Below are 14185 nucleotides of genomic sequence, written 5' to 3'. Positions count from 1 at the left end.
GCGGCCCCCGATTATTCCGTCGCTATCGAATTGATCGCAGCAATGGCGGTCGCTGGATCGCCATTAACAAAGGCCATAGGTCCACAATCTTGCCGAATGTCTTCGGCAAATGACGTGAGGTTTGCGGGACGTTTGCAAGGAGCAGTCTTTTCCTTGACCGTTCCGCAGCCGGCAACGCCGGCTGCAATGGCGGTGAAGATAAAAAACTTCAGGAAGATGTTAGCGATGTTAGTTTGCACTGTACGTCAACACCTTCTTGGAATTGGAAATGTCGGTGAGGCGGCGCTGATTATCGGCCTGTAACGACGACACGGCACCGTTCATGACGCCGATCAGTTCATTGATGGTCAGCCCTGCTTGGACTTGCAGCTGCGTGTTCTGGTCGATGGAACCTTTAATGTCCTTTGCCTGACCGATACTCTGCCCGGCCTGTTCAAAAGCGCTTCGGCGCGTCGTTACCGCCTGTTGCGAACCATTTACGAGTGCGGCGACACCAAGCACAGTGTTGACCATCTGTTCATAGGACTTGTCTCCGCTGAAGCTGCTATTTGCTTGTCCCGACAAGTTCTTAACGAGCTGAAGCCCGTTGATGAAAGTGGATGCAACCTTGGCGATGTCACCGCCCATGCTACCAAAATTTGGCACGCCGCCGGACATAAGGCTGTCAAAAGAGGGCATTGACGATACGCTGAAGCCATTTCCGACGGCCAGGTTTTGCATCTGGTTCGCATCGCCGCCGCGATCACCTGTAACGGCCTTCAATGTCTCCTCGACCGTTGTCAGGATTTCCTTGTTTGTCCCGAGGATTTTGTCAGTCGTGACGGAGGTTTGTTTTGCCACTTCATAATTGGCAGCGTCGATAACTGGGACACCGCCTGCATATGTCGCCATGGGAGCGAACGATGCCGAAGCTACGGCAATCGCTGACGCCGAAATGATCAGTCGTTTCATGATTATCTCCCTTATTGAGGATCGAGGTTCAGTTTGATGTTCGCCTCGCGTTCACGCTGTTGAACGCAAGCCTTTTCTTCCGGATTCCATTCGAGGCCGGTGCGGGGATCGCAGACGCCGGTCGTTTCTCGTGGCTTGTCGTCTTTCTTTTTGAACGAAGCCGATTGAGATGCGCCCGAAATTCCACTGGCTGAAACTGCATTGCGGCTGTTGAGCAGGTCGGCCATTGAATTGCCGAGGACAATCACCTGGTTGACCATTTCGAGGTTCGCATTTCGAGCGCCGGCGTTGTGATCCCAACTGTCTTGAATTGTGCCGGACTGCATACCGCCGAGCTGCTGAAGCCATGAGGCGACGTTGGCGGTGCTTTCCTGTGTTGCCTGCGTCGTTGCCATCGAATTGATGGTCGAATCCCGCATACCGGAATATGCTGTATCGCCGCCGCCGTAGTTCATGGGCAGGTCCTTTGATCCGCCGAACGCCGGTGTCCATTTCTGCGTGATATTCCGGACGTACCCCTGCGTTTCCTTGAACGGGGGAATGCCGCCGTATTTTTTAACGTTGCCAGCGCCAGCATTGTACGCTGCAAGGGCGAGGTTGGCGTTGCCGTTGAAACGCTTGAGCTGCTGTTTAAGATAACGAGCACCACCGCGCAGGTTCTGTTCAATGTTATGGGGATCTACGCCCAACTCCTTAGCGGTATCAGGCATCAACTGAGCCAAACCGATAGCTCCCACGCCCGATTTCGCGCATGGATTAAAGCGGCTTTCCTGATACACGAGACCTAGAAACAGATTCTCGTCTACACCCTCTTCGCGCGCCACTCGTTTGACCAACCCGGAAATTTCCGGATTGGCTTTGGCGGCTGCAACGGGATCGTCCTTGCGCCCCGGTCGGTAGACGGCACATGTTACGCTCTTGTTGAGGGAAAACCGGTCTTTATCCGTCTTCTCGATCTCGGACGTTTTTTGATCACGAACCGTTCTTTCGGACAAATTCGACCCGTCAATGACAGGAACGCCACCAGCCAATGCTGACAAAGGCATGGTCGCTGACGCCAAAAATATGCATAGAGCAGTTTTCTTATGCATCATTCCTCTCCCATCCGCAGAATTCAGCCAACCAGTTTTCAGGCTCATCGCCATATCGTTCCCGCAGCGCAGCACATTCTTCGACGGTCTCTTTTCGACCCGACAGCACTTTGACGAGATCAGGCATTTTCGAGAGATCGAGACGGGCAATGACTGAGTCATTCCCGTGCTTGACGAGAAACGTGCGCTTTTCAGGCGGGGTGTTTTTGATGAAATTGAATTCTTTAACCGTCAGGCCAAAGCGTTTGATGTAGCTCTCTTCGTCAGCGCGCGGGTTCGGGAAATGAATATTCGTGGCCGATTGCTCAATTAGGGTGTGAGACGCCTTAGCTTTGGCAATATCCGCTGCTGATTGTGTTCCGAAGCCTACAATGCCGTTGAGCTTACGGATGGTTTTCATCTTATCGATGATGAAATGACTAAACGTTTCATCCATAAGCAGCTGCCAGCCTTCGTCCATGAAGAACATGACAGGATCGCCGTTCAGAAGCTCGTCGAGACGGTGATAAAGGTACATCAGTGCGGGGGTTCGGATATCCTCGTTGCCGAGGATGATGGTCATATCGAAACCGAAGACGCTACGCCCGGAGAATGAAAGCACATCGTGCTGCGCATTGAACAGCCATGCTTTTTCGCCGTCGATCCAAGGACGCAACCTTGACGCCAGGTCGTTCGCATCTGCCCGCGATCTGCCTACCAAGAGGCCCGAAAGGTTTGGTAAGTTGCGCTGAGCTGCCGGCTCTTCCATGATACGCGCAATTGCCCGTTCCAGCGTGTCAGCGTCCTCCTGGCTGAAGTCGCGTTGATCGCTAGATCGCAACATTGATTTCAAAAGGCGAAGCAGAAAATCACGATTAGGGCCGGAGTTTTCCAGCTGAAGCGGATTGAAACCAGTCGGTGTTCCCGGTGAGAGAACTTCGTAAGCTCCCCCCATGGCACGCACGAAAATCTCGGCACCTCTATCCTTGTCAAAAAAGACGGCTTTAGGGGTAGGACTGATGCGCATCGCCTGCGCCAGCAAGAATGTCAGGGCGACGGTCTTACCGGAGCCAGTCGGGCCAGTGACAAGGAAGTGACCAATATCGCGACGATGAAAGTTGAACCAGTATGGGGTTTGCGAGGTGGTCTCTAGTATCGTGATCGGTAGACCCCAATGAAGATTGTCCGATTGACCGGTCGCGAAATTGTGCATCGATGACAGGCCGGAGAAATTTGCCGAAGACAGCATGGCCTTTCGCGCACGATAGCTATGGTTGCCGGGCAATTGAGCCCAGAAGGACGCTTCAAGGTTCACATCCTCGCGCAGCCAGTTGATGTTCATGTCGGTCAGGCAGCTACCAAGCTCGGAAACTGCTTTGCTCAAACCTTCAAGGTCGCGAGACAGGCAAAGCAAAGAGAAATGGTGAATGCCAAAAACAGCCTCCTGATTCATGAGACTGTTAAGCGCGAAGTCGATATCGCTTTCGACTGCACTTCCGGACTCATCCGACGCGGCAATCTGGCGCTGAAGCCGGGTGATACGCTCCTGCGCAATGGGTTTGTCGGAAATTGTGAAGCTTTGCGTCAGGATGAACTCATGATTCACCTGCAACAGTCCATCCAGCATTCCGGGACCGGTGTATGGCGGATATTCCTTGATAGAGAGCATCGCGCCATAACGATTGTCCTCATCGGTGGCGGCTTGCGTTTGCATCGCTCGCTTACCGAAATGTAGGCGTGACGTTCCGACGTAATTTCGAATTCCCATCCGGGGAAGGCGCATTTTGCGCGGCACGCCGCAGGTCAGAATGGTGTTTATGAACTCGCACGGTTCGGAATATGGCTCTCCATCGCGATAAGTTATACCGAGCTCGCGCGCGCCATATTTCTGCAGCTCGCGCGTCATGTTGGAAACGAGCTCTTCGAGTTCGGTCACTGTTTCACGCGTTTGCTGATCTCGAACCTCAGCGCCTCCAGAACGGGTAAATGCACGACTTACTATGTCGCTGAGGCCGAGAGCGCCACGCATGTTAGTCCGCACGATCGAGAGATAAATTTCATTGGCGAACATGCGCTTATGGCGTAACTGGCTCATATACCGGTTATTCAGCTGTTCGCAGAACGCATCATCGAATGCGCCGCCAATTTCCGAGTCAACCTGTCTGCGTATTACTGTCGACCAGACAGAAAAGCGGCTCGATCCAAGCGCTCGAATGATCGTATTCTGAACATTCGAGCGCATATTGAGTTCGGCTTGATCTTCGGTTTGGAAAAAGAGGCCGTCGAGTTTGATGACCGACAAGAGTGCGCCGTTTTCCAAGCCGATCACTGTATCCGACATATGCCTCAGATAAGGGATATGCGAAGCCATAGGCCGCTCATTATGAGCGACCTTGCCAAATCCGAGTTCTTCTCTGACGACTTTCAACATTGGCTAAGGTCCGTACGAATTTGTTCCCCAGAAGGACTTGTTGCGTGTGCGAGGCGTTTTGCGCGCGGTGACTTCAAGCACATCGAGAATTTTGTTGTCCCAAGCGCAAAGGGAGAACAGAACCGCATAGCTGATCGGGGCCAGGAGCAGGGTCCAGAACGACTTGCTGACCAGCCATGCTATGATTGTGATGCCGATAACGACGACGACTGCCATATACGGGACACCCCACATGGTGGGAGATCGGGTTAAACCGATTACCAACGGTGTCAGCTGCGGCTTTACATCCTCGTACTCAGCCATCGCTAGTTTCCAACCGTGCTAATCAGCTCGTCGACGATTGATGGAGCACCGAAAACAAGACCGATTCCGAGGATCACACCGCCCGCAAGAAACCAAGACAGTCGGCCAGCAAATGCGAGGAAACCGAGCGCCATAACAGCGATGATTGCAAACAGACGACCAATAGGGCCGCTAATGAAATCAACGATAGCTTGAAATACTGTCTGAACCGGCGCGAAGGCACCATTAACGCCACCTGACTGTGCAAACGCCAAATCTGCCCCGAAAATTTGCGCAGCAGCCAGCAAACCAAGGCAGACTGCCAGCTTTGAAGCGCTGATATGCCAAACCTTATTCTGTTCGTTGATCATCCTTCTCTCCTTTAAAAATGCATCACGCCACCAACGAAGGTGCCGGTTTTCTTGACTGCAATGACCCCGGATTGAGTTTCGCTTGCCATGGCCGGCGAGGATCTACGACCGCTCGCAACGAGCTTCTTTTTCGGCGCTGGCATGGTTACGCCAAGCTGGTAATTGACGACCTTTGCGACGTATCCGACGGTTTCCTTGAACGGTGGAACGCCGCCGTACTCATAGACGCGGCCTTCGCCTGCGTTATAGGCAGCGGCAACAAGCAGGGGGTTTTGGAACTCGTCCAAAAGCACCCTGAGATACTTAACGCCGCCTTCAATATTTGACGCCGGATCACAGACGTCGCGGACGCCGAAGCGCTCAGCGGTTCCCGGCATGAGCTGCATCGGCCCGCGTGCGCCTTTGTCTGAATTGCGGGAACGATCGAACTGGCTTTCTGCCCAGGTAATGGCGGTAGCAAACAGAGCATCGACTTGATGCCGGCGAGCAGCCTGTTCGACCAGAGTTTTGATTTCCTCTGGTGTTAGCGGGGAGGGGCCGCATTCAGGAGTGGATACAGCGGCCTGCTTAGTAGAACGCAAATCACCTAAACGGGCAGACTCATCCTGAAGTGAGATAGCCGGATTGGTAATATCAGCGATAGAGCCAGTGGCTATAACGGCGCTGGATATATTACCAATATGGTTATTCGTATTAGTGCCGTTCTCGCTTTTATCTTCCGCAGAAACGATGCCATCAGAACCCACGACAAATTCTTTGCTTTCGCTTGTCCAGCGGCGGTTGAATACGGTCAAATCCGAGCGTGATCCGGATGCGTTGTGAGTTGTGGCCTCGGCGTCGCCATCTTGCGCGAAAGGCGCAATTGCGCCTCTTTCTTCTGCGCAAGTGGCGGCAATCCCGAACGGGATGAACAATGTGGCGCTTAGCAATAGCGCTTTAATTGAAAGCCTCTCCATTCTAGCCCTTTAGCTCCTGTCGCAGACCTCACATGCGCTGTTGAGGTTGCAGCGAAAACCGATTAAGTTCATAATAGCATGATACCGATTTGGCTAAGTGATACATGCTTTTTCGCAAATCATAAACCCCCTATGAACAGGGAAAACGAATAAGCAAGACGGTAAGGGCTAGAAAATGAAGAGAACCATCGCAATCGCAATGAGCAGTTGTATGTTGGCAACAGCCGCAATCGCCGCGCCTGCAATCAACAAGGACTACATCAAGTCGCTGGCATCGCCGGGGAAGACCGTGCTTGTCATTGAGTATTATGACGGCGACGGAAAAGTTACGGCTCGGAAGGGGTTTGCATCCGCGTCGGGCTATAAGGCAACTTCACCGACCGAATTTCGGGTTGATGATAAGACCCTTCTGAATCTGTACGGGCTAGAAGCCTGCAAAGGCGAAATGGTCAATCGCAAGGATGATTTTGCTGGTTCTTGCACTGACTACGCCAAGCAGCAGCTGCAGATCATGTTGCAGTCGCCGAAGGTTCTCTTTTGTCGGGCATTTGTAAGTGAAGAGAGCGCACCCAAACAAAATGTGACGTGCTACGGCTATTACAATTACCCCGGGAGCCTGGACACGGTTGATATGCTAGAAGAGCAATTGCTCTCTCTTGGCGCGCTCCGCATTGCGAAATCGAAAGACGGGAAGCTAGAGCGTCCCGATCTGGAGAACGCGCAGAAGATTGGAGAAGACGGTTCCTATGGTATGTGGGCCGATCCGCGGGTGAAGGCCCAATGAAGCCAGCCCTATTATCGCTCTGCATGGTCCTTTTATCGACGACGGCTTTTGCAGCCCCGGAGGGATATTTCGACCTCCAGCCGGGCGTTACTTTGGAAACTGGCGATACGTGGGTCTCAGAAGGCCAGCGCTATCGCCTCTATGGTGTTCAGTCATGCCTTCGAGGAACTGCTTTCACTGATACGACCGGAAACAAGAAGGACTGCGGTGAGGCATCGCTTGCCGTTTTCGCCGCTTATATCAAAGACACCAAGCCGGTGTGCGCTCCCGTAGCGCAAACTGCCGATACTTCTTATGTCATTTGCTACGCCACAATCGGCGGAAATCGCCTCGATTTAGCGACGGTGTTGATTACGAGCGGCTATGCCTTTGCCGCGCTGAAGGCTGACGGGCTTCCCTACTATCCAGCATACGCAGTGGCCGAACAGGAAGCTCGTGAGAAGCGGGCAGGCCTCTGGCAATTCGAAGACGTTCAGCATCCTGCCATCCTGTTGAGCAAATCGGCAAACGAACGGACGAGGAATGCCCAACAATGAAATATCTGATCGTAGCAATGTCATTTGCCCTCGCATCGACACCAGCATTCGCAGCTGATGCTATTAAACGCGCGCCAGCTGCCAGCGTACCGGTTCAGCCTAGCCAGCCGGCACCGCTTCCAGTCTTCAAGGGTCGAGTCGCGGTTATTGATGGTCGGACCCTCTGGTTTCCCACTTATGCCCAACGAGTTCGGCTCGCGGATATTGACGCGTGCGAATTGCCTCAATGGGCGCTTGATCCGAAATGGACGAACAGGGACGTCACGAAAGCACCGCCGCCTGTACCCTGTGGCCCCTTTGCCAAAGCTTGGCTCAAAAGAACGATCGGGGCGTCCGCCGTCTCCTGCGGTGTCGTCGGCTATGATGCTGAAGGCATGGCACGAGCAAGATGCACATCACGGGGACGCGACCTAGCTCTCGAAATGCTTCGCGTGGGTTGGGCGAGGGTGGATTCACCCTACCTCAGCCAACCTCAATATCTAGGCTATCAGCGTGCTGCCATGTCGGCGCGATATGGCATGTGGGCGACCTATGTTCTGGATATGAATGAGTGGCGGCGCAAGGCCGTCGACAAAACGCTCGATCGTCAGCCAATCGCGGATTTCAACCTGCTCGTAGAGCGCAAAAGCGAGATCTCTCCCCCGTTTGCCGACGCGCGCAGAAAACCAAGAAGGACAGACCGATAGTTGGCGGAGATCGCTCATATTGCGCTCAATTTCGCGCGCGATCCTATGGCCTGCTTGTTGCTGGCCATCTTGCTATCGTTTTTGCTTATCATTCCTTCGTCGAAAATCTGGTGGGTCCACGGCATAATCGCGGCCCTTTTCCTCGCCATATCGCTGTTTTTCCACGAACAACGGCAAATGTCGTTCGATACGTTCTTGATCGGCGTCTTTGCCTATCCAGCGGTATGCCGCGACATACCAAATCAGCTCTTGGTCTATCGAGTTGGAATTTACTGGTTTTCTGCGTTCACACTTATCGCCCTATGCAGCTACGCGGCCGGAGATCTCATCACACGGTCCCCTTTTCACGCCCGAGACATGTTGCCTACCGGGTTGGTTTCAACCGCTACAATATGAGGATGACCTGAAATGAAGCAGCTTCTGTTTGCACTCGCTGGCCTTGGCACTATCGCCGGGACGCCATCCGCCGCAATTGCGCAAGACACGGGAGGCACGCCATCTTGGGGTTGCCAGGTTCTTTTGTGCGCAGCATCCTCAAACCCTTCGTGGCATGGCGTCCCTTATTGTGTCCCGCCAATGACCAAACTGATCAAGGCCATGGCAAAACCGGGCTTCTCATGGCCCATTTGCCACGAGGCAAAGTCTGGCAAACCCGGATATCAGCCTTACGAGGATTGTCCATCTGGTTTCAAGGAAGCCAGCAATATGAGTGATCGCGGCGCAATGCTGTCGAACCGCTGCGAAAAGACAATTAACACCTGCACCAACAAGATCAGGGAACAGAACAAAGAACTTCAGCAATACAAGGATGTTCAATATCGAGACATTGGCAACTCGGATCGCGGCAATAGTTGTCGAAAGGTCGTCTCCATTGCTCGGCCTATGCGAAAAGACCCTTACTTTTTTGACATTCCCGATTATCAAGGTCTTAAGGGGCGCTATTGGTTCAACCTGAAACTTTAAGGAGCTCTAATGAATCAGAACGCACTTCTCGCACTGGCTGCTAGTGCCGGCATCGCAGTCGGTGCGGGCGGTACTTGGTTCGCAGTCTCCAACTCTACGAGCAACGCAAAAGCACTGGCTAAGGCCGACATAGTTGCGGCCATCAACGCCGACCCGACACTTTGTCCCGTTCCAGATGAGCCAGTGTCGAGCGCTAAACTCGATGTACCAACTCAAGCTGAAGCACTGATTGCCGTGAGAAAACTGGAAGAGAAAAATCCGCTTTTGTGGGATAGGAGTGAACTTGAAAAGCTTTCGGTTTCACTAGCGAATTGTTGGCCTGTTGACGGTGCCAACGGCATGGTCGAATGCGTTACCAACGTCAAAAAAAATCCGTCAGCGCAATCTATTGCGAGGACGGTTGGATTTGCCAAGGATCAATCATCTGGCGAATGGATTGCGACAGACCGCAAATAATGAAGCCCGCGAGCGGGCTTCCATCTCAGTTAGATATTTTCGACACTCTTCAAAACTGTGGCCACTTCGTTTTTCGCGAGGGTTAGCCGTCCTGAGATAATTGAGGCTGCGAGATAGACCAGTTTGCCGATTGCGTCATCTACATCTTGCGGCTCATAATCAACGATCCGGCGCGGGTCGTCAGCCAAAGACGATAGTTCCAGCAGTCGTTTCGTCGGGCCAGCGTTACATTCTGGAACGCCGCCGCTTTCGTTGTCCCAACTTATCGCATTCCCAATTGCATCCATAGTGGCCTCCGAAAGTCATTTTCAGAAGATGGGTTAAGCTCATAAGTGCAATTCTCAAAACTGACGCATAGTTGATAGCAGCAAGAAGCATACTCATGATGATAAAAACGTTGATTAAGGTATCTTGCACGCTAGGATACGAAACGAAGCGAAACGCAACGAAATTTGAGCCGTTAAGAGATTGATAAAAAACGGAAAGTTTTTTTTCGTTCCACCGAAAGATGGGAGCGATTTCAAGGAATTGTTCAAGCGTATTGCCGCTGAGGGCGCAGGTCGCCCGCTCGGCAGCGACGGCGCTCGCACTGGTCCCTGGACGCCGGAGCTACTTGCTGAGGCCATAACGCTTGTCGATCCCAAGCGCGTCGGCGTTGATCTACGGACTGTACAGCTCTGGTTTCAGGAAAATGAGAAAGGCATAAGCACTACCAACATCGGTTTGCTGGCGAGAGTTCTAAGCTGCGGTGACTCGGCTGCCAGAAGTGAATGGATTATGGAGCTTAGCGCGGCTCAGTCCCGGTTGGTGGCGAAAAGACGCGAGATGAAGAGGGCGGAAAGTGTTGGGCCATCGGAGCCAGACCGGGGTGCAGCTCGAATAGCAAGATCGGATTCCGTACGCGATGACGATGGCAAGCGATGGAACCTAGCCAGACAGTCTGAGAAGCTTTTCAGCGAAGGTTCTCCCCTGAATCTGTCTGCTTCTGTTTTTGCCGGAATGTCCGCCCTTGGATTCCTTTCGTTCATCATAGGCATTCACAACGTTAAGTTCACCCGATCCGATGGCGTCATCAAGCAGGTCGGCTTCCTTTGGGCGGCGAACTGGACATTAGTGTTCATGGTATTCCTCCCGCTCTTCTTTGCCTTTGTTTTTGAACTGGTGAATTCGTGGAAGCACGAAAAACGAAGGGGGCTTGTCGATGGCGCAATCGAGGACAGCGACAGCGCATGGAAGCGAATTATTGATGCTTCATCCGGTTCATTCTGGGCAGTGTTCCTAATATGCTTATTATTTGCGGGTGTTTTCCAGTGGATTGGCGTCTGTTTGATGCCTCTCATCAAAGGCGGAGGTAATTACGCGATCGATTGGGGCACAGTCGCGATAGTCCGGCCTGAAATCGTAACGATACCTGTTGCGATCTTTTTCACGGCGCTCGCCTACCTCTATATGTGCCTATCGTTTTATCTTTTTTTCGCCGGTCTTATTCTGCTTCATTCTGTGATCAATGACTTTTGGAAAATCCGCAGCGCGGCAAAATCACGGACCCTCTTGGACGCGGGCGATCTAAGCGATACCGGGTTTTGGGTTATGCTGTGGGTTTTCCGCTGCACACTCTTAGGTATGCTGATCGCTACCGTCATGAAGCTGCAAAGCTCTTATCTGGCGTCAAATGGCCCAAGCATCGTTGCATGGGTGATTGGCGACCTTTCATCGATCCTATTCGATCGTACAGACGTGCACAGTCGCATTAGCTATCGGATGCCGACACACTTCAGCAGCCTGCTCATCGCAATATCAACCTGTTTTGTTTTTCTATATGGTGTGATCCGCGCTGGATCGGGAAGTCATTTTAAAGTCGCTCTCTGGAAAATGACCGCAGTTGTGGCGCTGCTTTTCGCAAGCTATTTGTCTATCGACGCGTTTTCCGGCTTTACGGTCCTGATGTTTGCCGGGCTCCTAATCGCTATTTACTGCTTATTTGATCCGGCCTTCGGGCGCGGGCGTGCGAGTGAGGTTAGCAATCAAAGTGTTTCATAGTTGGCTTGATCAATGGGATGAGAAACGGGCACGACGCGGAGAAGATGCTAAAAAAGCAACGATCGTCAGTCTTGATGCAGAACGCGCGTTTCCGGGCGCTGCGAATGTTTCCAACATCGAAGAATTCTGCAAGCTCGGGGTGCAGGCAACTGCCACGCCATCGTATTTCAGAGCGCCACTCGGCAACGACAACGATTTTGAGCGGGCAGGGGACTTCCTCAAATTTCCATCTGATATTTCGACAGACATTGAGGAAAATAACCTGGTCTGGTCGAAGATCACCGATAGCGACTCGCGCGACAAGGCACTGGTAATCTTTCATCATTGGAACGCACGATCCCGCAACAGACAGATAGCGGGTTACTTGTCCAAAAGGGGCATCACAGTCGTTGAGATTGCTATGCCGTATCATTTTGAAAGGAGCCGTCCGGGGGCCGACTACGCTGATTATATGCTAAGCGCAAATCTTGGCCGAACGATCCAGTCACTACGGCAGGCCGTGTGGGATGGACAGAAGCTCATTCGTTGGCTGAAAAGCGAAGGATATCGAGAAATCTCCGTACTCGGAATGAGCCTCGGTTCATGGGTCGCAGGACTGGTCGCCGCTCATGATACCAACGTTAGGAAAGCCTCGCTGTTTCTCACAGGCGGCAGTCTGGCCGAAATGGTCTGGACCGGGCGAGCAACGCGGGCCATACGCGAGAGCTTTGAGCCCACGATAGACCTTACTCAACTGCAAAGGGCTTGGGCACCGCTTGATCTGGGGAACTACGCTTACAGTCTCGCCCGTCCTGATCTGGATATTCAGATCGTCTTGGGAAAGAGAGACAAGGTTGTATTGCCAGAAGTGTCAATTGCTCTGTTGGAAAGTCTGAATAATGCTGGCGTAAACCCGGGTGTTCTGCAATTAAACTGTGGTCACTATTCACTGGCAATTCCGCCGTACATAATTTTCGCCGGAATTAATCTAAAACGGTTTTTGTCGCAGTCTGGCAAATCAGATCGTCGGACATGACCTAACCTTTGTAAATATTCATATCAAGGGCAGAGGGCTGGCCGTAATCAAGGGGATCAATTTCACCATTCTCGGAGGGGAATTAATGGTCAAACTGCCTTTGAAGGCCCTGCTTTGTACGAGCTGCGTTGTATTGGGAACGGCCAGTCATGGTTCTGCCGGCGGACTGGAACGTGGCGGCTATAACATAGACCTTCTGTTTAATCCGGATCGGTTCGCCACGGAGGCGACCTCCATCTATGTCATGCCAAACAGGAAGCTAAATAACGTCAGAGATAGCAGTCCGTGGGACGGACCAGTCGGTGGGGGACGAACCGACGGTGTTAAGGAATCTGAGGCTTATTGGGTTCCGCGGATCGGTCTCAAGGTCGGTATCACCGATTCCCTTGATTGCCTTCTCGACTATTCGCAGCCATGGGGCGCACATACAAATCCCGGTCGAAACTGGGCTGGCGCCAACGACAACACCGAAACCAAAATGAATAGCGATGGCTATTCCGGAACCTGTTCTTATAAATTCGACTGTCCGTCGTCGAATGATTTGAGACTATTTGTGTTTTTGAAGATTGGAGTTTCCGGCTCGGTTTGGGGTTTGATTTAAGCGGCTTTGGCCTGGTGGTTCAAGCGGCGTTTTCTGATGGTGTCTCGTTTGATCCTTTCGCGTTCGAGCAGGATGGTCTGTGCGCGTCCGAAGTAGACGTCGGCGGGAGTGAGATTGTCGAGGCTCTCATGGTAACGGCGATGATTGTAATGCTCGACGAAGGCTGCAATCTGGGCTTCGAGGTCCTCCTTGAAGAAGTAGTTTTCAAGCAGGATGCGGTTCTTCAGCGTCTGGTGCCAGCGTTCGATTTTCCCTTGCGTCTGCGGGTGGCCGGGAGGGCTTTGTCGCAAATATTTCAGCAGGTTAAGACCGGCCTTATCTGTGGACGCAATTATGCTGCGAGTTCCGCAAAGACTTTGAATGGCGAACCATTGTCATTTGCGAATTGGTTTTTGCGGATCATGTGCGCCACTTCAATGCCGGCAATGGTCGCTGCAGCTGAATGAAATGCTTTGAAGCCTAACATGTGCTTGGTAATCCGCTTAATGAACCGATGATCCTGCTCGAGAATATTGTTCAGGTATTTGACCTGCAGGATTTCCATCAACTTGCCCGCTCCGGTGATTTTCAGGATCATGTTTACAGCCTGTGCGCCAGCCAGATTGGCCCCGCTTTTATCAATGACGATCTTGTGCGGAACACCATTGCTTGCGATGGCTTTCTTAAAGAAACGCCTTGCTGCGCTGAGATTTCGGCGCTCAGAGAGCATGAAGTCAAGAGTGTGGCCGTCACGATCTACGGCTCTATACAGATAGGTCCATTTCCCTTTGATCTTTATATAGGTCTCGTCGACCCGCCAGGAGCCAAGCGTTGGCCGCTTACGCTTCTGCGCCTGATCTGCAATCTGTGGCGCGTATCGAACGACCCAACGGTTTAATGTTGCATGATCAACATCGACGCCGCGTTCGGCCATAATTTCCTGAAGGTCACGATAGGAGCAAGGGTAACGAAGGTAGAAGAATACGGCATAAAGGATGGCGCTTTTGGGAAAATGAGCCCCTTTGAAATCGACAGCCATTCGCTCGCACCTCGCTCAACTACAC

The 14185-nt window shown here is 52.4% G+C and carries 18 protein-coding genes and 1 pseudogene; 9 read left to right on the top strand and 10 right to left on the bottom strand.

The genetic code is table 11. The annotated features are described in order from the left end of the window. Positions 1–11 precede the first annotated feature (11 nt). Genes HWX93_RS18955 through HWX93_RS18925 form a run of 7 tightly spaced genes read right to left on the bottom strand, consistent with a single transcriptional unit; the run spans position 12 to position 6061 of the window. Entirely contained in the window at positions 12–239 is a 228-nt protein-coding gene (locus HWX93_RS18955) for a hypothetical protein (RefSeq protein WP_235969146.1), read from the bottom strand. Continuing rightward, positions 229–951: a type IV secretion system protein gene (locus HWX93_RS18950; RefSeq protein WP_176038324.1), complete on the bottom strand. Its 723-nt coding sequence runs from the start codon at positions 949–951 to the stop codon at positions 229–231. Before HWX93_RS18950 ends, HWX93_RS18955 begins: the two co-directional genes overlap by 11 nt. An 11-nt stretch (positions 952–962) precedes the next feature. Then, positions 963–2042 carry a transglycosylase SLT domain-containing protein gene (locus HWX93_RS18945; protein WP_419191090.1) on the bottom strand — a complete coding sequence of 360 codons (1080 nt, stop codon included), beginning with the start codon at positions 2040–2042 and terminating at the stop codon, positions 963–965. Beyond that, positions 2035–4452 (bottom strand): VirB4 family type IV secretion/conjugal transfer ATPase, encoded by a 2418-nt coding sequence (locus tag HWX93_RS18940; RefSeq protein WP_176038323.1) that lies wholly within the window; start codon positions 4450–4452, stop codon positions 2035–2037. Before HWX93_RS18940 ends, HWX93_RS18945 begins: the two co-directional genes overlap by 8 nt. Before the next feature lie 3 nt (positions 4453–4455). Continuing rightward, on the bottom strand, positions 4456–4755 hold the full coding sequence (locus HWX93_RS18935) for a type IV secretion system protein VirB3 (protein ID WP_094544258.1): 300 nt from the start codon (positions 4753–4755) through the stop codon (positions 4456–4458). Positions 4756–4757: 2 nt separating this feature from the next. Continuing rightward, a complete protein-coding gene (locus HWX93_RS18930) occupies positions 4758–5105 on the bottom strand; it encodes a TrbC/VirB2 family protein (RefSeq protein ID WP_176038322.1) in 348 nt (115 codons plus the stop codon). Positions 5106–5116: 11 nt separating this feature from the next. Next, entirely contained in the window at positions 5117–6061 is a 945-nt protein-coding gene (locus HWX93_RS18925) for a lytic transglycosylase domain-containing protein (protein ID WP_176038321.1), read from the bottom strand. Positions 6062–6236: 175 nt separating this feature from the next. Here HWX93_RS18925 and HWX93_RS18920 point away from each other — a divergent pair, with 175 nt between their 5' ends. The 6 genes from HWX93_RS18920 to HWX93_RS18895 all read left to right on the top strand — a co-directional run bounded on the left by HWX93_RS18920 (position 6237) and on the right by HWX93_RS18895 (position 9486). Beyond that, positions 6237–6845 (top strand): hypothetical protein, encoded by a 609-nt coding sequence (locus HWX93_RS18920; protein WP_105529524.1) that lies wholly within the window; start codon positions 6237–6239, stop codon positions 6843–6845. Continuing rightward, on the top strand, positions 6842–7381 hold the full coding sequence (locus HWX93_RS18915; protein ID WP_151610604.1) for a thermonuclease family protein: 540 nt from the start codon (positions 6842–6844) through the stop codon (positions 7379–7381). Before HWX93_RS18920 ends, HWX93_RS18915 begins: the two co-directional genes overlap by 4 nt. Further along, a complete protein-coding gene (locus tag HWX93_RS18910; protein ID WP_176038320.1) occupies positions 7378–8067 on the top strand; it encodes a thermonuclease family protein in 690 nt (229 codons plus the stop codon). The genes HWX93_RS18915 and HWX93_RS18910 overlap by 4 nt, the downstream gene beginning before the upstream one ends. After that, the gene (locus HWX93_RS18905; protein ID WP_176038319.1) at positions 8068–8463 is read left to right on the top strand and encodes a hypothetical protein; all 396 of its coding nucleotides are present in this window, start codon (positions 8068–8070) and stop codon (positions 8461–8463) included. A 201-nt stretch (positions 8464–8664) separates the two neighbouring features. Further along, positions 8665–9030 (top strand): hypothetical protein, encoded by a 366-nt coding sequence (locus HWX93_RS18900; protein WP_235969145.1) that lies wholly within the window; start codon positions 8665–8667, stop codon positions 9028–9030. 9 nt (positions 9031–9039) lie between these two features. Continuing rightward, positions 9040–9486 (top strand): hypothetical protein, encoded by a 447-nt coding sequence (locus HWX93_RS18895; protein WP_176038318.1) that lies wholly within the window; start codon positions 9040–9042, stop codon positions 9484–9486. 29 nt (positions 9487–9515) lie between these two features. Here HWX93_RS18895 and HWX93_RS18890 read toward each other — a convergent pair whose 3' ends face one another. Beyond that, entirely contained in the window at positions 9516–9773 is a 258-nt protein-coding gene (locus tag HWX93_RS18890) for a hypothetical protein (RefSeq protein ID WP_176038317.1), read from the bottom strand. 181 nt (positions 9774–9954) lie between these two features. Here HWX93_RS18890 and HWX93_RS18885 point away from each other — a divergent pair, with 181 nt between their 5' ends. From HWX93_RS18885 to HWX93_RS18875, 3 genes are all read left to right on the top strand, one after another. Further along, on the top strand, positions 9955–11526 hold the full coding sequence (locus tag HWX93_RS18885) for an RcgA family putative transporter (protein ID WP_176038316.1): 1572 nt from the start codon (positions 9955–9957) through the stop codon (positions 11524–11526). Then, complete coding sequence (locus HWX93_RS18880; protein ID WP_176038339.1) at positions 11516–12541, top strand: RcgR family putative quorum lactone hydrolase; 1026 nt, start codon at positions 11516–11518, stop codon at positions 12539–12541. Before HWX93_RS18885 ends, HWX93_RS18880 begins: the two co-directional genes overlap by 11 nt. A gap of 85 nt (positions 12542–12626) precedes the next feature. Beyond that, on the top strand, positions 12627–13142 hold the full coding sequence (locus tag HWX93_RS18875) for a hypothetical protein (protein WP_176038315.1): 516 nt from the start codon (positions 12627–12629) through the stop codon (positions 13140–13142). Here HWX93_RS18875 and HWX93_RS18870 read toward each other — a convergent pair. Then, positions 13139–13420: pseudogene (locus tag HWX93_RS18870) on the bottom strand (integrase core domain-containing protein); the annotation flags it as partial. The gene HWX93_RS18875 and the pseudogene HWX93_RS18870 sit on opposite strands and share 4 nt — an antisense overlap. A 53-nt stretch (positions 13421–13473) precedes the next feature. Beyond that, a complete protein-coding gene (locus HWX93_RS18865; protein WP_100650321.1) occupies positions 13474–14160 on the bottom strand; it encodes an IS6 family transposase in 687 nt (228 codons plus the stop codon). Positions 14161–14185: the final 25 nt, after the last annotated feature.

It is taken from the genome of Brucella tritici, from assembly GCF_902825325.1.
Taxonomy (GTDB): domain Bacteria; phylum Pseudomonadota; class Alphaproteobacteria; order Rhizobiales; family Rhizobiaceae; genus Brucella.
Note: the sequence above shows the minus strand (reverse complement) of the source record. Positions and strands in the feature narration are given on the sequence as shown.